This is a genomic window from Burkholderia sp. AU33545 (genome assembly GCF_020419685.1).
GTDB classification, from domain to species: Bacteria; Pseudomonadota; Gammaproteobacteria; order Burkholderiales; family Burkholderiaceae; genus Burkholderia; species Burkholderia diffusa.
Genome location: NZ_JAIZRQ010000004.1, coordinates 125,996 through 145,881, shown reverse-complemented (window position 1 = coordinate 145,881; position 19,886 = coordinate 125,996). Strand labels below are relative to the sequence as shown.

The 19,886-nt window shown below is 63.2% G+C and carries 12 protein-coding genes and 1 pseudogene; 9 read left to right on the top strand and 4 right to left on the bottom strand.

Features of this window, described 5'->3' with window-relative positions; translation table 11 throughout:
• The first annotated feature begins 47 nt into the window (after positions 1–47).
• Positions 48–1,061 (top strand): low-specificity L-threonine aldolase, encoded by a 1,014-nt coding sequence (gene ltaE / locus LGM71_RS14510; RefSeq protein WP_226115220.1) that lies wholly within the window; start codon positions 48–50, stop codon positions 1,059–1,061.
• A gap of 110 nt (positions 1,062–1,171) precedes the next feature.
• On the opposite strand, the gene LGM71_RS14505 is transcribed toward ltaE, so the two are convergent.
• The 4 genes from LGM71_RS14505 to LGM71_RS14490 form a co-directional block, all read right to left on the bottom strand.
• Complete coding sequence (locus tag LGM71_RS14505; protein ID WP_059598956.1) at positions 1,172–1,384, bottom strand: DUF1059 domain-containing protein; 213 nt, start codon at positions 1,382–1,384, stop codon at positions 1,172–1,174.
• 106 nt (positions 1,385–1,490) lie between these two features.
• Positions 1,491–2,396: an HTH-type transcriptional regulator ArgP gene (locus tag LGM71_RS14500; protein ID WP_059598957.1), complete on the bottom strand. Its 906-nt coding sequence runs from the start codon at positions 2,394–2,396 to the stop codon at positions 1,491–1,493.
• Positions 2,397–2,876: 480 nt separating this feature from the next.
• Positions 2,877–3,020: a hypothetical protein gene (locus LGM71_RS14495; protein ID WP_226115219.1), complete on the bottom strand. Its 144-nt coding sequence runs from the start codon at positions 3,018–3,020 to the stop codon at positions 2,877–2,879.
• Positions 3,017–3,295 (bottom strand): hypothetical protein, encoded by a 279-nt coding sequence (locus LGM71_RS14490; RefSeq protein ID WP_226115218.1) that lies wholly within the window; start codon positions 3,293–3,295, stop codon positions 3,017–3,019. Before LGM71_RS14490 ends, LGM71_RS14495 begins: the two co-directional genes overlap by 4 nt.
• Positions 3,296–3,417: 122 nt before the next feature.
• Here LGM71_RS14490 and LGM71_RS14485 point away from each other — a divergent pair.
• The 8 genes and pseudogenes from LGM71_RS14485 to LGM71_RS14450 all read left to right on the top strand — a co-directional run.
• A pseudogene (locus tag LGM71_RS14485) lies at positions 3,418–3,612 on the top strand (DNA adenine methylase); the annotation flags it as partial.
• A gap of 223 nt (positions 3,613–3,835) precedes the next feature.
• A complete protein-coding gene (locus LGM71_RS14480) occupies positions 3,836–12,163 on the top strand; it encodes a filamentous hemagglutinin N-terminal domain-containing protein (protein WP_226115216.1) in 8,328 nt (2,775 codons plus the stop codon).
• A gap of 453 nt (positions 12,164–12,616) precedes the next feature.
• Positions 12,617–13,369 carry a hypothetical protein gene (locus tag LGM71_RS14475; protein WP_226115215.1) on the top strand — a complete coding sequence of 251 codons (753 nt, stop codon included), beginning with the start codon at positions 12,617–12,619 and terminating at the stop codon, positions 13,367–13,369.
• Between the two features lie 17 nt (positions 13,370–13,386).
• Complete coding sequence (locus LGM71_RS14470; protein ID WP_413226880.1) at positions 13,387–15,453, top strand: filamentous hemagglutinin N-terminal domain-containing protein; 2,067 nt, start codon at positions 13,387–13,389, stop codon at positions 15,451–15,453.
• A gap of 3 nt (positions 15,454–15,456) precedes the next feature.
• Positions 15,457–15,597 (top strand): hypothetical protein, encoded by a 141-nt coding sequence (locus LGM71_RS14465; protein WP_156429745.1) that lies wholly within the window; start codon positions 15,457–15,459, stop codon positions 15,595–15,597.
• Positions 15,594–17,393, top strand: coding sequence for a ShlB/FhaC/HecB family hemolysin secretion/activation protein (locus LGM71_RS14460; protein ID WP_226115214.1), 1,800 nt, complete (start codon positions 15,594–15,596; stop codon positions 17,391–17,393). The genes LGM71_RS14465 and LGM71_RS14460 overlap by 4 nt, the downstream gene beginning before the upstream one ends.
• A gap of 81 nt (positions 17,394–17,474) precedes the next feature.
• Complete coding sequence (locus tag LGM71_RS14455) at positions 17,475–18,320, top strand: peptidyl-prolyl cis-trans isomerase (RefSeq protein WP_226115213.1); 846 nt, start codon at positions 17,475–17,477, stop codon at positions 18,318–18,320.
• A 419-nt stretch (positions 18,321–18,739) separates the two neighbouring features.
• Complete coding sequence (locus LGM71_RS14450; protein WP_226115212.1) at positions 18,740–19,810, top strand: MBL fold metallo-hydrolase; 1,071 nt, start codon at positions 18,740–18,742, stop codon at positions 19,808–19,810.
• The last annotated feature ends 76 nt before the right edge of the window (positions 19,811–19,886 follow it).

The window sequence follows — 19,886 nt, the reverse complement described above, 5'->3', positions numbered from 1 at the left end:
AGGGCCGGGCGCATCGGTTCCGGTCCGCGTTCACTCAGGGCACGAAGATGATCGATTTACGCAGCGATACCGTCACACGTCCGAGCCAGGCGATGCTGGCCGCAATGACTGCCGCCGAAGTCGGCGACGACGTATGGGGCGACGACCCGACCGTGCTGAGCCTGCAGGCGGTCGCGGCCGAGCGGGCCGGCAAGGAGGCCGGCCTGTTCTTCCCGAGCGGCACGCAAAGCAACCTGGCTGCGCTGATGGCGCATTGCGAACGCGGCGACGAATACATCGTCGGCCAGCTCGCCCACACCTACAAGTACGAAGGCGGCGGCGCGGCCGTGCTCGGCAGCATCCAGCCGCAGCCGATCGAGAATGCGCCGGACGGCACGTTGCCGCTCGCGAAGATCGCCGCGGCGATCAAGCCGCTCGACAACCACTTCGCCCGCACGCGCCTGCTCGCGCTCGAAAATACGATCGGCGGCCAGGTATTGCCGGACGGCTATGTGCAGGAAGCCGTCGCGCTCGCGCGCAGCCGCGGGCTGGCGACCCACCTCGACGGCGCGCGCGTGTGCAATGCGGCCGTCGCGTCGGGCCGCCCGATCGCCGAGCTGTGCGCGCCGTTCGATACCGTGTCGATCTGCTTCTCGAAAGGGCTCGGCGCGCCGGTCGGTTCGGTACTGGTCGGCAATCGCGCGCTGGTCGAGCGCGCGCAGCGCTGGCGCAAGGTGCTCGGCGGCGGGATGCGGCAGTCCGGCATACTCGCGGCGGCCTGCCTGTATGCGCTCGACCACAACGTCGAGCGGCTCGCCGACGATCACGCGAACGCCGCGCATCTCGCCGCCGGCCTCGCGCGCATCGAGCCGGTGAAGGTGCTGTCGCATGCGACGAACATGGTGTTCGCGCAATTCCCCGAAGCCGATTGCGCGCCGCTCGAGGCGTGGCTGAAGGAACGCGGGATCCTCACGCAGATGCTGTACGCGTCGCGCTTCGTCACGCACTGCGACGTGTCGCGCGCGGATATCGATACCTTCATCGACGCGGTCGGCGCGTATTTCGCGCAGCGGCGCGCGTAAGGTGGAATGCGCCGGCCGGCGCCGGGGGCGCAGGCGCGGCGCGAAGCGGGAGTGGGGAGGCGACGGGGCGGTGCTGTGGCCCGTCTGTCGATATCTGGCGTGCCGGTGGACTACGCGTGCCGGGGCATGTCGGCGGGCGGCGTGCCGTCGCGGAACAGTGCTTTCAGCTGCGTGCGAAGTTCGGCGCTGTCGGTGTGCTGGTGCACCGAGACCGCATGCTGCACGGCGGCCTCCAGGAGTTCGTTGTCGGAGTCGGCGGAAATCGCGACCGAGCAATGCATCGCGCTGGGAAACTCGCGGCAATCGATATAGCGGCGGGACATGATGTTCTCCTCACGGGAAAGGGAACGGCTGGATGTGCGTGATCGGCCGCGCGGCGCGTTCGCGAGGCCGATGAAAAAAGTATAGGCGACGCGCCGGCGATGCTCGTCACGACAGCGGCGCGAGCAGCCGGCGCGCCGCTTCGACCACCCGCGTGGACAGCGATGCCATCGTCGGCGACTGCACGGTCCATGCGTGCCAGTACAGCGCGATATCGGTCGGATGCATGGGCGCGAGATCGACGAGCCCCTGCGCGTCGAGCGGCGCGCCGCCGATCAGCGGCTCCGGCACCATCGCGTAGCCGAGCCCGTGCCGCACCGCCGCGAAATGCGCGTGCGTGCCCGGCACGTAATGGCACGGATACGCGCCTTCGGGCAACCCGAATTTCTCCTTGAGGAACGTGGACTGCAGCGTGTCGCGCCGCGAATACGCGACGACCGGTGCGACGCGCGCGCTCGTGCGGCTCAGGCCGCGCGGAAACCAGCGCCCGGCGAACGCGGCGGCCGCGAGCAGCCGGTAGCGCATCGTGCCCAGCGGCGTCGCGACGCAGCCGCGCATCGGCTTCGGCTCGGTCGTCACGCAACCGACGGCCATCCCGCTTTCGAGCAGCGCGAACGTGTGATCCTGATCCTCGACGATCAGTTCGAACAGGATGCGCTCGCCCGCGAGCACCGACGTCAGTGCGGGCAGGAACCAGGTGCCGAGGCTGTCGGAGTTCAGCGCGATCGTGACCGAGATCGGCGATTCGCGCTCGGCCGCGAGCGTGCTCTGCAGGTCGGCCTGCAGCAGCGCGACGCGGCGCAGGTGCTGCAGCACGCGTTGCCCGGCCACCGTCGGCCGGCACGGTCGCGTGCGCAGCACGAGCGGCGTGCCGAGGCTCGCCTCCAGCGCGCGCACCCGCTGCGTGACGGCGGATGCGGTCACGTGCAGGCGCACGGCGGCCTGCTCGAAGCTGCCGGTGTCGGCGACGGCCAGCAGCGCGGCGGCCTGCTTCGGATCGATCGTCATCGACATGTATCAGATTGCCCGAGACAGGTTGTGTTGTTCAAATCGCGAGCTGCTCTTTGGGGTATCTCACCGCGGCTTCTTCGTAAGCGTAGCGGCGTCGTTTTCCGAGCTTATGCACGCGCCGCAGTTCGGCTCTCGGCTTGTCGTGATGCTCGTTGGCTTCCTTCCGGTCGGAAGTTACACAAAAGCGGCGTATTTTTTCTCCGCTTGGCGTATGGAGATCGAGGTAATAGACGCCGTCGCGCTTTCGGGGGACATTGAAAACTCCCCTTTGCTTCCGCCCGCGTCAGTCGATCGGCATTGTAACCGCACGATTTCGATTTCGATTTCAGAATTTCAGGCCAGATTCGCCAAACCCCTCCGACTTTGAAGAAACCCAAGGCTCGCTGATTTGCATAGATTGTCGAATACGAAACAGCGAGCAAATCTGCAGCTTCTTTGAGGGTTAGTGCTCGTTCCATGGTTGTAGTCATTGCATTCGCGTTTTTAGAGCGTGCGTACGTTCGGTGTGCGCCGCGTGAGCGGCGCTTCGTCTATCTGGATCGCGGTTGCTGGCGTCAGCCCACCTTTGTTCGACTGCATCGAATTGCCGTTGACGCTCGCCAGTGCGATAGCCGGGCGCGAGGTCATTTCGCTGCCTCCTGCGCCATATCCGGCGTCCGGTCGGGATCGGGTGACTGCAGGATGTCATCGAGCCATGGCAAGACGAGTGGAAGGTCTTTCTGGTGCTTGATGTTCTCGTGGCCGGGCGTCTTTCTCAACCGTCGAGCGCCTTCCTGTGCCGCTTGCATTCGCGTCGGGTAGGTTGTGGTGCCTGCGCCGATCTTCAGTGGCGTCGATACGAAGCTGTCCCCGAAGTTGTACATCGCCGCGTGGATCCACTGATCGGGTTTCGGTCGGGCCACGTTTATTTCCGCGATCGCTTTTTTCGTCCGCTTGCTGATGGGTGAGCGAAGGGTATCGGCAGGAACGCTGCGGCCGTCTTCATCCGGTGCCGTTACGGGGCAAATCCGTGCCTTCTTCGGGGAAGCTGCGCACGATCAAGGGACGCGCGATCGTCAGCCTGAACGACCATCCGGACATGCGGCGTGTATTCGACGGGTTTCATATCGAGGCCGTGCCGATCCAGTACACCTTGGGCGGTGGTGGACGGGCAGCCAAACGAAGCGAACTGAACATTTTCAGCCGGGACGACGCGGCGCAACCGGCCGGGTTGTTCTGACCGCAGGCCGCCGTACGGAACTGTGCGGTGGCCTGTTGCGGAGGTGAAGGTCGGCCGAATGAGTGGCGAAATTGATTTGTAAGCTATTGATTCGCTTGACGATTGTTGACGCTTGCCAAAAGTTGCATGTGATACGATCCGCGCGATAAATCTAGCAAGTCGTGACATGTCGTGCCGGCATTTCTCCGACACGACCTAACAACAAGCCTTTGTAGAGGCGTAGATGACGAGCAACAAGAAAGCGCAACGTGCCGGGGGCGTACGCGTCGCGCAGCAGCAGCTGGCACGCGAATCGGCGTGCACGAATTATCGCTTTGCAGGACCGGCATGTGATGAGACCGCGCGTCCGTTATGGATGCGTGGCGTTGCGGCCATGATGGCGATCGTGATGTATTTCGCGCCGGCCGTGTTTCTTGCCGATGAAGTCGCGCACGCGGCACCGATTATCGATCCTCGCGCGCCGATTCCCTTCCAGCCGACGATCACGCAGACCAGCGCTGGTGTGCCGGCCATCAACATTCCAACGCCCAATGCCAATGGGATCAGCGTTGGTCAGTACCAGTCGTTTAACGTAGGGCCGGAAGGTCTCGTGCTGAACAACAGCACGGTGGCGGGCACTCCATTGCTCGGCGGTACGCTGGGCGCGAATCCGAATCTGAATGGTCGGCCGGCGACGACGATCGTCAATCAGGTCAGCTCGACTGGCCCAGCGGCCTCATTGTTCGGTCCGCTCGAGGTATTCGGCTCACCCGCGGCCGTCGTCGTGGCGTCTCCGAATGGCGTCAGCGTCAATGGTTTGAGCGTGACGAACGTCACGAATTTGACGCTCACGACCGGCACGCCGCAGTTTCTGACGGGTGTCGGCGGCACGGCAACCGATTTTGCGCATGCGGGTGCGGTGGCGTACGACGTTCGCTCAGGCAACATTTCGATCAGCGGGCTCGCCGGTAACGACGGCACGCCGGGGGCCGGAGTGGAAGGCACCGTCGGGAATTTGGACCTCATCGGCCAAAGTGTCACCGTCAACGCACCCCTGAGAGCCGACCAGCGCGTGAACATCGTCACGGGCAACCAGCTCGTGACGCCAGCGTCGTCGAACGCGACCGGCATCACGTATGGGACGGCTGCAAACGGCACGGCCAACACGGCCGCGGCGATCGGCAAGAGCGTCGCGGTCGATGCGAGCCAATATGGTTCGGTGACGAGCGGCACGGTGTATATCGTGTCCACGGCGGCCGGTATGGGCGTGAACACGCAAGGCCCACTGTCGGCGACGGCGGGCAACGTAGTCGTCAATGCGAACGGCGACGTGTCGGTCGGTCAAACGTTTGCCAATCAGAACGTCAATCTGACCAGCACGGGCAACACGACGATCGCGGGTACGGGTCTCGCGAACCAGAACTACACGGTCAATGCGAACGGCGACATCAACGCGCCGGGTGCAGTGTCGGCCGGGCAGAACGTCACGATGACGGCGGGCGGCAATTTGAATGCCGCGTCCGTTGCCGCGAACGGTGCGGCCAGCCTGACGGCCGGCCAATCGATGACGATCGGGGCGCTGTCGGCGCACGACATCGCGCTGCAGACGACGAACGGCGATCTCACGGTTAGCGGCTTGAGCGCGCCCGGCACGGTGTCGGCCAAGGCTGGGCGGGATCTGACGGTCAACGGCGCGGTGCAGGGCGGTAGCACGGTGGCGCTCGCAGGCGCGCGCAACGCAACGATCAACGGACAGGTGTCAGGCGTCGGCGACACCACGATTGCCGCACAGACTGGCTCGACGACCGTGAACGGCAACGCGCTGTCGAATGGCGCGTTGTCGGTGACGGCCGGCCAGAATGCAACGATCGGTGGCACCGTGCAGGCACAGGGGCCGGTATCGATTGCGGCACAAGCCGGCTCGATTACGGGCCAAGGCAATGTCTCGTCCTCGCAGGGCGCGGTCAACCTGAACGCAGGCCAGGCGATCGCGCTCAATGGCGCGGTACAGAGCGGCAGCACGGTCAACGCGACGGCCGGCTCGAACGCAAGTTTCGGTGGCACGGTGTCGGCACCGGGCGCGGTGACGATTCAGGCGGGGCAGGACACGACGCTCGGCGGGAACGTCACGAGCGGCGGGAACCTGAACGTAACGTCGGGCGGTAGCACGAGCGTGCAGGGCGTGGCCGCGTCGGTCGGTGATATGACGCTCGCAGCCAACGGCGGGTCGCTCTCGACGACCGGCAACTTGGCCGCGCTCGGTGCGCTGAACGCGAGCGGCAAGCAGGGCGTCAACCTGGGCGGAACGGTCTACAGCGGAGGCAACGCATCGATCGGATCGAGTGCGGGCAGCGTGTCGATCGCGGGGGCCGTGTCGACGCCGGGCGCGGTGAACATCAACGCCGGGCAGGATGCGACGATTGCCGGTACGGTCCAGAGCGGCCAGACCACGACGATCGCAGCTGCACGTGATGTGAGCCTGAACGGCGGTCTTGCCGTCAACAACACCGGCAACGCGAACGTGACGGCCGGACGCGACATCAACGGCACGGGCGCGATCAGCGTCGCGAACGATACGACGCTCAATGCCGGAAACAATGTTGCCGTCTCCGGTGGAATTCAGACCGGCAACAACCTGAGCGCGACGGCCGGTCAAAACCTGTCGGTCGGCGCGACGACGGCGGTCGGCAGCAGTACGCTGACGGCGACCAACGGTAGTGCGACGCTCGCAGGCGATGCGCTGTCGGGCGGAGCGACCACGATCACCGTCGGCACCGACGTGACAGCACAAGGCAGCGTCAAGAGCCTGGGCGATCTGAGTGCCAATTCGAAGGCGGGCAATCTGACGGTGGCCGGTGCTGTTTCGACGGCTGGCAACGCGAACCTGAACGCCGCTCAAGGCCTGACGCTGAATGGCCAGACGACCGCATCGAAGGATGCGAATCTCACAGCGACCAACATCACGACGCAGGGCGTGGCGGTCGGCGGCAACCTCACCGCGACGGCGACGAACAACCTCGACACCTCGGCGGGCCAGCTCAATCAGCCGTTCAGCGCCACCGCACCTGCGTTGTCGGTGGGCGGCAATGCGACGTTGTCGGGATCAAACGTCACGACCGCGAACGCGGTGGTGGGTGGCACGACGAAGATCACGGGCACGCAGAGCGTCACGACGGGCGGCACCGCTGCCTTCAAGGGCGATGCGACGCTCGCCGGCGGCACGATCAATAACGTCGGTACGCAGATGGCGGCCGGCAACCTGAACGTGTCGGGGTCGACCGTCTCGAATTCGGGCAGCCTGTCGTCGCTGCAAACCGCGAACGTCACCGCGACGAGCCTCAATAACTCAGGGACGATCTACGGGCCGACGGCGAATTTCAACATCTCGGGCGCGACGACGAACTCGGGTGGTTTGCTCGCGACCAACGCGCTGAACCTGACGACGGGCAGCCTGAGTAACGCGAACGGTCTCATCTACTCGGGCGACGTCAATAATCCGACCGCTGCAATTGGCAACACGACGGTGACGGTCTCGGGCGGCAATGGATCCTTCGACAACACCAACGGCCGGATTCTCGGGCAAAACATCGCGACGCTGAACCTGCCGAACCAGACGCTCGATCCGTCTGTAGCCAGTTATGGGACGGTCAACGGCGGCAATGGCTTGAACCTGTCCGCGCAGTCGGTGAGCAACTCCGGAACGTGGACGCTGCCGGGAACGGCGGTCACGGTCTCTGCAACGCAAGGCATCAACAACGCCGGCACGATCAATCAGGGTACGGGTTCGCTGACCCTGAACGGGGCGATCGGGAATTCCGGAACCGTCAACGGTAACGACCTGACGATCAACGGCTCGCTCGCGAACGCAGCGAGCGGCACGGTCACGGCCAACGATGCGTTCACGCTGAACGGTTCGGGCACGAACGCCGGCACGGTGCAGGCCGCCAACACGCTGACGATCACTGGATCGAGCTATGACAACGCGGGTGGCACCACGAAGGCGGGCAACAGCAATAGCCCGGCAGGCAGCGGCAACGCAACGATCAACCTGAGTGGCGATCTCGGAAACGCAGGCGGCACGGTGACGGCGACCAACGATCTGTCGATCACCGCAAACAACGTCAACAACTCCGCTGCAGCGGCTGTCACCACGACCACGACCACGAGGACAGTCGATAATGCGGGGCTGCTGACGGCTACGCCGATCGGCACTGAAACAATCTATGCGATCTATAACCTGGGCAAGGACGGCGGCACGCTGACGCTTTCGCAGGCAACGCTGCCGGCAACGCTCGGCGGCCTCCTGTCCCCTGGCGGTGAACAGCCCACCAACACGACTGTCTGGTCGACGCAGGTCAACCGCTTGACCTATCAGGGATGGGGCGATCCGTCGTCGCCGGTTGCGACCTCGGGCACGGTGCAGTTTGCGCTGGTGCCCACGAGCAATGCACCCCACGGCGCCATCTGGGTCGTCGTGCCGCCCTCGACGCCAGTTTCCGGTGCCACGACGGTCCAAACGCTGACTCTGCCGACAGTCACCGAGACCACCACCACAACCGGCGCGACCGTTACGTCATCGATCATTGCGGCCGGCCACGACCTCAATCTGACGGCCAACACGCTCAACAACCAGAGCGGTACCGTCAGCGCAGGTCACGATGCCAATGTGAACGTCCAGCAGCTCCAGAACGGTGGGTCGAGTTTCACGTCGACCGTGACGGATACGGTCGACGCCGCGTCGCTGAATGCGTTCCTCACCTCGTTGCAGGCGCTGCAGAAGTCCGGCCCGATTGGCGTGGCGGGCACCGCAAATCCGGATGGCACGTATCAGTGCACTGGCGGATCGTGTCTCGTTGGTACGCCGACACCACCGGCCACATACACGATCAGTGCGCCGGGCACGGTGCCGCTGAAAACGGTCTCCTCGACCGCTACGACGCAAGGTGCGGTCGGGCAGATCCTTGCCGGGAACAATGTGAATCTTTCTGGCGGTGACCTGATCAACGCCGGCACGTTGTCGGCCGGTAATGACGTGAACGTGCACGCGGCCAGCTTCACGAATCAGGGGACAAACGTCGGTTCAAAAACCGTGACGGTCGGGTGTGCATCGGGCGTGTCCAATGCGGGCTGCTCGTCATTGAGAACCACCAATCCGAATTCGGAAACTTACAACTACCAGCAGACCAACAGCAACGTTACTGCCGGCCATGACATCGTCATCGCCGCGAATCAGGTCAACAACACCTATGGCAATCTGGTCGCGGCGCACGATGTCGTGATCGGCGGTGCAGGCACAACCGCGGGCAACCCGACGCAGGCATCGAGCGTCACGAACACCTCGGCCGCGATCGAAGCTGGAAACAATGTGCAGGTCAACGCAGGCACGGTGACGAACACGATCGCCGCGCCTGTGACGGTCCACCAGAACTACGGGTCGGCGTCGCCGTACACGGGGTGCGGACAGAACTGCGAAGCGTATATCGAGGTGCAGTCGGGCCCGCCGTCGACGATTACCGCGAACAACAACCTGTCGATCACGGCTGGCGTGTTCAGCAACACGGGCAGTCTCGTCACGGCGCTGAACAGCGCGACGATCAACGCCAGCTCGAGCGCATTGAGCGATAACCAATACCTGCATGCCTATTGGACGGGTGACCCCGCAGGCATTCGCACATGGGGTTGCCAAGGGGCGGGGACAACCTGCCAGAACCTGTACGGCGGAGCGTTCAGTCTCGGCGATGCGCAGGCAGCGCCCGGCTTGCCGTCGAACGTCGGCATGCCGGACTTTGTGCCGGCCACGATTCAGGCGGGTAACTCGCTCGCTGTGAACTCGCCGACGTTGACCAACACGGGCAACGTGATCGGCCAGTCTATTGCGCTGACGGGTTCGCAACTCGTCAACGGGATCACGAATCCGAATGTCTTTACGCCGCCGCCGGTCGTGTCGGGGCAGGTGATTTCGCTTGGACCGGTGTCGGCACCCTCGGGCGTGTCGACCACCATTAACGCGTTCGGCCGGGTGGTCGATGCGAACGGTCAGCTCACGTCGGTTACGGGTTCGGCCGGCTTGCCGCCGAACACGCCGATCGGTACGCAAACCTTCGGCAAGCCGGTGGCACCGGTCGTCAAGCAGGCGAACACGCCGCTGAGCGTGCCGGTCAAGACGATCTCGGGGCAAACGACCACGGTCACCTACCTGACGAACAATCCGGCCGCGCAGGTGGTCGACACGGTTTCGTCGGCGTCGTTGATTGCCAACCTGCCGGCGAATCTGCAGCCGGGCAATGTCCCGTTCTACTACGACCCGTACACCGAGAATCAACAGATCGAGCAGGCCGCGCTGCAGGCAACCGGCAAGAGCAGTTTCTATAGCACAACGAGCGCGACGGATAGCACGAGTCAGGCGTCGATTGCCAATCAGGATAAGGCAGCGCTTTACGGTGCGGCACTGGAGTACGCGAAGGATCACAATATCGCGCTCGGAACGCAGCTGTCGGACGCGCAATTGGCGATGGTCGATCACCCGATGCTCTGGTATGTCGAGCAGTCGGTGCCGGAACCGGGGTGCAGCACGACCGGTGGTGCTACGTGCCCGACGGTGCAGGCATTGATGCCCGAAGTGCTGTTGCCGAAGAACTATGCGGTCGTCAATGCCGATGGCGAGATCACGGGTACCAACGTCACGCTCAACTACGCGAACAGCATCCTGAATACCGGTACCGTCACGGCGCAGAGCCTGACGGTCAACACGAACTCGCTGACTAACGAGCAGCGCTCGACCAACGTCGGGACGATCTATCAGACCGGGCAGGACGGCGTGCTGTTGAAAACCACGGGCACTGTGGTGCAGCAAGGCGGCTTCGTGTCGGCTGCCAACTATCAACTCAACGCACAGTCGATTGCGCAGATCGGTGGGGCGCTGCAGCGGGTCAATACTGACGGCAGTGTGGATCAGGCCGCGACGCAGCAGATGCTGTCGGACCTGAAGACGAAGCTTGGCGGGAACTTCGCGCAGCAGTCGGTTAGCGACAACCTGCATACGGATGTCGTCGACGGTGACGCGTGGTATGACCAGCTGTTCATGACGGCGGTTATAACGGGCCTGTCGATCATGTCCGGGATGGCTGCATCGGCCGCGATTGGGGCGATGGCATCGGCAACAGCGGGAACGACCTTCGCAGCGGCGGTGCCGGCGACCACGACGACGGCGGCAATCGGTGCGGGGACGGCGAACGTCGCGCTGTCGGCCGGGTTTGCCGGCATGATGAACAGCACAATGAGCCAGTTGAATTCCGGCGGCTCGTTCAGTGTTGGGAAGATGCTGGAAACAGGTGGTGTGGCGGCGCTCACGGCCGGCCTGACGAACGGCATTACGTTTGACAATGGCTCTCTGGGCTGGTCGTGGAATGCCTCGCAGAACAGTCTTGCGGCGCTGGCTGGCGTACAGTCGGTGGGGAACACGCTTGTACCCCAGGCGGGCGCAGCGACGGGTTCGTTGCCGACGGCAGTCGCTGCAATTGCCGGTGAGTCGGTGCTTCAGGCAACCGTACAGACGGCGATTCAGGGCGGCTCGTTCCTGACGAATCTGCGCAACAGTGCTGTAGCTGACGTTGCTGCGGCTGCTGCCTATTCGATCGGCAATGCAGCCAATATTCAAGGCTCGCCGATTCAGGTTGGAACACCGGGATATTGGCTCGCGCACGCTGCCCTTGGTTGCGCTGCCGGTGCGGCGACAGGACAGGGGTGCGGAGGTGGTGCGATCGGGGCTGCCACGAGTGCCGTGTTGTCGCAGCAAATCGTGGGCATGCTTGATCCAACCGGAGCACCCTTGGACCAAGGTCAGATGGCGGCACTGGCCGCGATTTTGGCGTGGACGGGGGGCGGTCTCGCAGGCCTTGCAGGGCAAAATGCAATGGCCGGGGCATCGGCTGCGCAGAATGAAGCGCTGAATAATACCGGGCCGCATATCGGCCCCAAGAACGACATACTCGCGAAGGTGTGTGCGGCGACGAATCCGGCCTGCAGCGATCAGATGATACAGACATTGAACAACGCGCAATTGCGCAATAGCGAGGTAGTCGACAATGTTATGACCACAGCTGCTCCTTATGTTGGATCTGCATTGGGCGTATCCCTGTTCGGTCCGGAGGCGATTACGGCTGCAGTGACTGCAGGGGCATACGACTATATGGGTGACTTATACAGTTATCGGACGGGCTTGTCGGCCGATAAGCCGAGTTTCGCGAAATCCTACATCGTCGGCGTGTTTGGTGGTTTGTCTACACTATTTACGATTGCAGATGCTGCGATCGCGGGGATGAGTAAGCTCGGTAAAGTAGCAGCCACTGGCTACAATGCAGCGGTGGCGGGGACGGCCGCGTTTGGAGCGGCAGGCGTGACGCATCAAGATAATCTCGATATTGCGGGCACCTTTGGGGCAGGGGCTACGGCTTTGGGTAGCGCTGTAAAACTATTGTTCCCTGGTGCTATTGGGAACTTCCTGAATCAGGCAATTCAGGGTGCGGCAGGGCCGTTGCAGACTGCAGTGACGCAAGGGGGGAGTGGAAAGTGAAAATTTCGTCTGAAGATCGATCGGCAGCCGTGACGCGGTTGCTCAAGCGGGCATTGATAGCCTATTTGGGAGCAATTGGAATTGTGATCCTCGCAGTGGCGATTTCGGTCGTGCACGGCTCCGGGTGGCGGCCCGCTCTGGCGGGGATGCCACTCTATGTAACAATATTTGGTGGAATTACATACCAGCTAGTCAAGGAGTGGCGTGTGATTAAGCGGGGACGCTAGCGAAGTAAGAGTTTATAAGGATTTTAATTTTGTATTATTAAATTTGGTGTTGATCTTCGGCGATGTTGAAGTGCCGGTTCGACTGGAGAGCAGTCGAAAGGCACATAATTTTTAGCTTTTATATCGGGGTGGTATGCGGAAAATTAGTGGAATTGCGATCGTTTGTTTTGCCGCTTTGATGAGCGCATGCGCATCGAAGCCACAATACGACTACGATGCCCAAAAAATGTCATCGGTCAAGACGATTGCGGTTGATGTGTCGAGGCCGACTGCGTATTTCGCCGTTACCGCAGGCGGGCCAGTATTCGTTCCGATTCCTGGAGTCGGTCTGCTGGCTGCTGCTGTCGGCGGGGCGATCGCAGGCGGAACGACGGCCGTATCGACCCGCACCAACAAGGATTTCAACGACGTCGTCAAGAGCGAGCTTGGCGATACGGGACTGAATCGGAAGTACATTGAGGCACTGGAGGCAGAACTGCGAGCGCAAGGCTACCAGGTGAAGGAAGTCAACCTTGGTCAGGCCGACACGCCCAAAGTTGCGGGTGATTGGTTGCATCCGACTTTGAAAGGCGATGCGTACACAGGAGCGGACGCAATTTTGATTGCGCCGACCAATACGGGCTATGGAGCACAGGGGCTGGGCTGGCCATACGTCAGGTCCGTTAATAGCCAAATTCGAATTTTTTCGGCGAAGACGTTTGAACCAATTTTTTCGCAAAATCTCTTTTATCCCATCCCTAGTCACTTGAATCCCACCTCCGGAGGAGGCGGTGTTAATAAAAATACAGGTTCTACTTTCGCTTCAGATGCCAAGGACAATGGCCCTTATGTCTATCCTTTCTATGCCGATCTGATGAAGGACTTGCCCAACGCCATCAAGGGGATTGACGAGGCACTCATGAGCTTCGTGCCACAGTTCCACACCGCGCTACTGAACGGTCGTGGAATATCTCAATCAGCCAGTGCAGCTCAGAAGTAAGAAATCGCTGGAATGAGATGAAGAATATCAACGAAGTCCGGCGATTCGTGCGCGCCAAGAATCTTTCAATACTGATACTGCTATCATGTTCGGTTTGGCAGAGCGCGGTATTCGCCGGGGCCATCGTGCCGGACGGTGGTTCCTCAACGTCGGTTTCGACGGGCGCGGGCGGTCGCCAAACAGTCAATATTGCCCCTTCGGTCGGTGGCGTTTCGAACAACACCTACTCGTCGTTCAACGTCTCGAAGGCGGGTGCCGACCTGAACAACGTCGGCATCAACGCGCGCACGATCGTCAACCAAGTCACGAGCACCAACCCGTCGCTGATTCAGGGCAACATCAACGTGCTCGGACCGCGCGCGAACGTGATCTTGGCAAATCCGAACGGGATCACGATTGACGGTGGCAGCTTCACAAACACGGGCCACGTTGTCTTGTCGACCGGACAGGTGAGCTTCAGCGACCTCACGCTCGCGCCCGGTGTCGTACAGCGTAACGTCGTACTCACCACTGATCGCGGGACGATTGCGATCGGTCCCGGCGGTCTGTCCGGCACGCTGGTCAACCTCGATCTGATCGCTAAACAGCTGAGTATCAACGGGCCGATCGCGAACGATTTCACCAGCTCGACGAGCGGCATTCGCGCGATCGTTGGGGACAGCACGACAACCTATGACACCAGCTTCTCCCCATCCGACAACGGCCATGATTGGCTGATCGGCACCGCGTCTCCGGCCACGAAGAGTAATGCCGTTGCGGTCGACATTACCGCCGCCGGCGGCCTCACCGCCGGTCGCGTACAACTGATCGTCACCGATCAAGGCGCGGGCGTACGCAGCCTCGGCAAGATCTATGCGAATGCCGGCGACGTTGTCGTCTCGGCGAGCGGCGACATCACGGTCGCCGATGGTTCACTGAAGGCGGAGCGCGATGTCGTGCTCACGACGCCGGGTACCGTCTCGCTGCAGGGCGCACAGGTAACGGCGGCGAACAATGCGACTGTTCAGGCGGGCAACATCGCGCTGTCTGACGATACAACCGGCCAAACCACCTTAAGCGCAGGCAACACGGTCAACCTGACGAGCAGCGGCGCGATCAGCAACACCGGCAGTCTGATTCAGGCAGGCGCGACGGCGAGCGACGGTACTACAACCGGCGGCGACGTGATCCTTACCGCCGCCGGCGACATCACGAACCGTTCGAGCGCGACCAACCTCGGGATCGTCTTTGCCGCCAACGGCCAGACGAAGCTGACGGCCGGCGGCAACATCATCAACGACAACGCTCGCATCCTGTCGAACGACGCAGTGAGCCTCACCGCGGCCGGCGACGTGCAGAACATCATCGACCATACGGGCGGCACGAACGGCGGCCAGCCGACCGCGTATTCCGATCGCGGCGGCAGCTTCCTGTTCTTCACGCACACCACGAGCGGCTTCAACGTCGACTACGGCACCGTCAGCAACCCCGACCAGCTCGCATATATCGCGGCGGTCCACGGTCCGGTGACGATCAACGCACGCAATTTCAGCAATTCGGGCGGTATCGTTCAATCGAACGATAGCGACGTCAACATCACCGCCCAGAACGCCTTCACCAACGCCGCCGTCTTCACGGGCCAGGCGAGCTACACGCGCAGTTGCTGGATCTTCTGCCACGCCGACGCGTCGAGCAACGTCACGCCATACGGCGGCACGATCCAGGCGGGCGGCAACATCGGCATCAAGGCGGGTACGGTCGCCCGCAACGTCGGCGGCAACGTATTCGCGACGGGCGACATCAAGGTCGATGCCCCCGTCACGTATGCGCAAGGCGTCACGGGCTATTCGGCGATCAACCAGCACCGGGGCTTCAAGGCGTTCTTCGGCAGCACGTGGGCGCAGATCATCGCGATGGATATCGGTGGCGGCTTCACCGCGAACGGCAGCGTGACGCTGACCGGCGACGGCGTGATCGACGGCGGTTCTTTCAGCGGCGGGAAGGGTGTGACGGCGGCCGGTGGTATCACGACCGTGCGCGCGCCGTCTCGCACGCCGGTGCAAATCGACCAGCACCTGGGCCTGACGACGTGGTGGTGGCGCTAACCCATGAACTATCAAAGCAAAAATCGTCTCGGGCTGACCGTCGTCGTTTTCCTCGCAATGGTGATCGTCATTGCCGCCTCGCAAAGCGGTGTTTTCGGTAAGGCCACATTGACGCTCGGGCATCCGCACGCACAACAACGATGAAACCACGCGTTTTCCCTCGATTGAAACTGCCGCTGTTGGTCGCGAGCCTGGCCGCGCTGCATGTATCGGCACATGCGCAAACCCCGCCTCCGGCGGCCCGCCCCGTGCAGGATCCGGCGCAACTGATCATCGAACAGCAGCGCGAGCAGGCGCGCCAGCGGCAGCTCGAGCAGCCGCCCGCATCGATCACGATTGCGCCGACGTCCGAGACGACGCTCGATATCCCGCCCGGCACGCCGGTCGATTCCATCGTCGAAACCGGCCCGACCTTTCCGGTGCAACGAATCGTGCTGCAAACCGCCGACGGGAAGCCGGTCGAACCACCCGGCGGCATCACGACCCAGCAGCTCGACGCGGTCGTGGCGCCGTTCATCGGCCACGATCTCGGTTCGCACCGTATCAACGTGATGCTGAAGCGGATCACTGACGTATTCGTCGAACGCGGCCTCGTGACGACGCGCGCACTACTCGGCCCGCAGAATCTCGCGTCCGGCACGCTCAAGATCACGATTCAGGTCGGCGTGATCGAAGCGTTCACGATCAACGGCAAACCGGTTCACCGGCTCAAGCCGGGCGAGTCATCGTCGGGCGGCGGCTGGTTCACGGACGCCGGCTACGAGAACGCATTCCCGACGGCGTCCGGCGATCCGCTGCGCCTGTCCGACATCGATCAGGGCGTGGCGCAGATCAATCGCCTGCGCCGCAATCAGGCGACGGTCCAGATTCTGCCGGGTCAGAATCCGGGCGAATCGATCGTCGATATCGGCAACAATCCGGGCGATCGCCTGTATTACACGTTGGGCGTCGACAACTACGGCAGTTCGGCCACGGGCGTGACGCGCTACCGTGCGGGCGTCGAGGCCGACAACCTGCTCGGCCTGCAGGAATCGCTGAGCGTGAATTTCCTCGACAGCCTCGACAGCAACGCGATCGTCGGCTCGTTCGCCGTGCCGTTCGGCCGCCATACGTTCAGCTACACGATCTCCGATTCGGAGTATCAGCAACTGATCGGCACGACCGCGCTCGAATATGGCCGCACGCTGTCGCACATCTTCGGCTGGAACTATCTGGTCAGCCGCAGCGTGAGCGACATCACCAGTGTCGACGCCACAGTGTCCTGGCGCCGCACCGACCGCGAGGTCAACGGCATCGACCTCGATCCGCAGCGCGTCGCCGTGTTGCGTCTGGCCGGCAACTGGCTGCACAAGTTCGTGATGAACGATGCGCAGGGCAACTTCACGATCAACGGCGGGTTGTCGCAGGGGCTGCCGTGGTTCGGCGCGAACCACGATCCGCATGGCATCTCGCGCGATGAAGCGCACAGCCAGTTCACCAAGGTGGATGCGACGGCCGCCTTCACGCTGCCGCTGCCGAAGATCGGACGCGCATTGCTCGCCTATCGGGGCGTGTTGAGCGGGCAATATACGAACATGGCGCTGTTCGGTTCGGAGCAACTGTACCTCGGCGGGATGGATACCGTCCGCGGCTTTCGGTCGGGAGAAATCGCCGGCGATCGCGGTTTCTACTCGCGCAACGAGCTCGCGTGGGTGAACGCGCCGGCCTGGAAAGACGGTCGAATCGAACCGTACGTGTTCGTCGACGCTGGCAAGGCCAGCCTCGTCGCGGTGCCGGGTTTCCCGACGCTGGCAGGGGCGGGCGCGGGACTGCGCGCGCAATGGCAGTGGCGCAAACAGTTTCTGTCGGGCGAGGTCCTGATCGGCCGGGCACTGACGCAACCGGCCGCACTCGGTCCGAAAGCAACGCTGGTGCTGGCCACGATGAACTGGAATTACTGACCGGTCGCACCTGTCATTCCAAGGAATGGGTGCATTTGTGCGAAGCGTCTGCTTCGCGGCTTCTTGTTCGACGAATAGACGATGATGAAAGCGACACTGAATTATGCGTTGATGGTAACCGCGCTCACCGGCGCACTTGCCGGGTCTGCCCACGCCCAAACGCCGGCCGCGTCCGCGGCAACGAACACCGTAGCGACGGTGAACGGCACGGCAATCACGCAGGCGGAAGTCGATGCCGTGCTGCGGGCGTCGCGGCAACCGGATACGCCGCAGGTGCGCCAGGTGATCAAGAATCAGCTGATCGCACGCGTGCTGATCCAGCAGGCAGCGGAGAAGGCAAACTACGGCAGCAAACCCGAAGTGCAGACGGCCATGCAGGTGGCGAAAGCGAATGCCGAGACGCAGTTGTATCTGAAGGACAACGTGAAGCCGGAGCCGGTCACGGATGCGCAGGTGAAGTCGCGCTACGACGAAATTGTCGCGTCGCTCGGCAAGGACGAGTACAAACCGCGCCTGATCGTCGTCAGGGATGCCGCGACGGCGGCGACCGTCGTGAGCGAACTGAAGGCAGGCAAGTCGTTTGAAGGTCTGGCTCGCCAGTACAGCATCGCGCCGAGCCGCGATAGCGGTGGGGAGTTGCCTTGGGTGAGCTTCAAGACGCCGGCGACGGAAGGCAAGACGTCCGGATTGCCGGTCGCGATCGCGCAGGCGCTCGAGAAACTGCCGGTCGGCGCCGTCACGCCCGATTCGATCCCGGTCGACGGCGCGCGCGCCATCGTGAAACTCGACGCCAAGCGACCGACGCAGGTGCCGGCATTCAACCAGGCGCAGGCCACGATCCGCCAGCAACTCGAGGCGCTTGCACTGGAAAAGGCAAGTGCGCAGTTCGTCGGTGGCCTGTTGAAGACCGCAACGATTCAGCAGTAGGCAATCGATCGGTATGTCGCATCAACGCTCCGCGCGCCGGGTTAGAACGAAGGCAGAACTGCTTCGGCCTGTTTCAACACCGCCACAATCTGCTCGACACTGAAGCGCTTGCGTTTCATCGTACGGCTCCTTTCATACTGAAAAAGTCCGCCGAAAACTCGCTTACATCATGGCACTGTTTACTGGGGGCCGCTCACTCCACCCGCCACCGTTCGTAAGACGAGAACAGGCGGTAGCGTAAGACCGCGCGCGCGATGGCCGGGGCGCGGCATGACACCTCACTGCATGCAACGATGCGGGTGGCGTGCGCGTTTTGCACTACCCTGTATGAACGCGCGCCCCGCGCGGCGGGTGTCGCAACCGGCACCCTTCGCACTATCCGCACAACCCGCACGCCCAGCCGACGGAGCGACTTCGCCATGATCTTCCGGCAACTCTTCGACCCGCAATCGTCGACCTACACGTACCTCCTTGCCGACGGCGCATCGCGCGAAGCGCTGCTGATCGATCCCGTGTTCGAGCAGGTGCGCCGCGACGCGGCACTGCTCGACGAACTCGGGCTACGGCTCGTCGCGACCGTCGACACGCACGTGCACGCCGATCACGTGACGGGTGCGTGGCTGCTGAAGCAGCGCACCGGCAGCGCGATCGCGATTTCGGCCGCGAGCGGCGCGCAGGGCGCCGACCGTTACCTGAACGACGGCGATCGCTGCGCATTCGGCACGCGCTACCTGACCGTTCGCGCGACACCGGGCCACACGAGCGGCTGCATCAGCCTCGTGCTCGACGACGAATCGATGGCGTTCACCGGCGACTGCCTGCTGATACGCGGCACCGGCCGCACGGATTTCCAGCAGGGCGACCCGCGCGCGCTGTATCGCGCGGTGCACGGCCGGCTGTTCACGCTGCCGGCCGCCTGCCTGCTGTATCCCGCGCACGACTATCGCGGGCTGACGGTGACGAGCGTCGGCGAGGAGCGGCGCTTCAACCCGCGCCTCGGCGGCGATCTCAGCGAGGACGATTTCGCGGGCTACATGCGCAATCTCGGGCTCGCGCATCCGCGCCAGATCGACGTCGCGGTGCCGGCGAACCTGCAGTGCGGCGTGGCTGCGAACGCACCCGACGCGCACGCGGTGGCCGACTGGGCGCCGCTCGTCTACACGTTCGCCGGGTTCTGGGAAATCGATCCGCAGTGGCTCGAAGATCACCTGCCGGAGGTGCAGGTCGTCGACGTGCGCGAGCCTGACGAATTCTCGGGCCCGCTCGGCCATCTGCCCGGCGCGACGCCGATTCCGCTCGGCGAACTGGCCTCGCGCACCGGCGAGCTCGCGCGCGACCGGCCGATCGTGACCGTGTGTCGTGCCGGCGGCCGCTCCGCGCAGGCGACGGTGATCCTCCTGAAGGCCGGTTTCGATGCGGTCGCGAACCTCGGCGGGGGGATGCTGCGCTGGCGCGGCGAAGGCCGCGTCGTGATGGACGGCCGGTCGTAACGGCGCGATACCGCATACGAAAAAATGTTCGGGCCGCTGTCGAATCGGCGAGGCGCCGTTCGTCGTCAAGGTATCC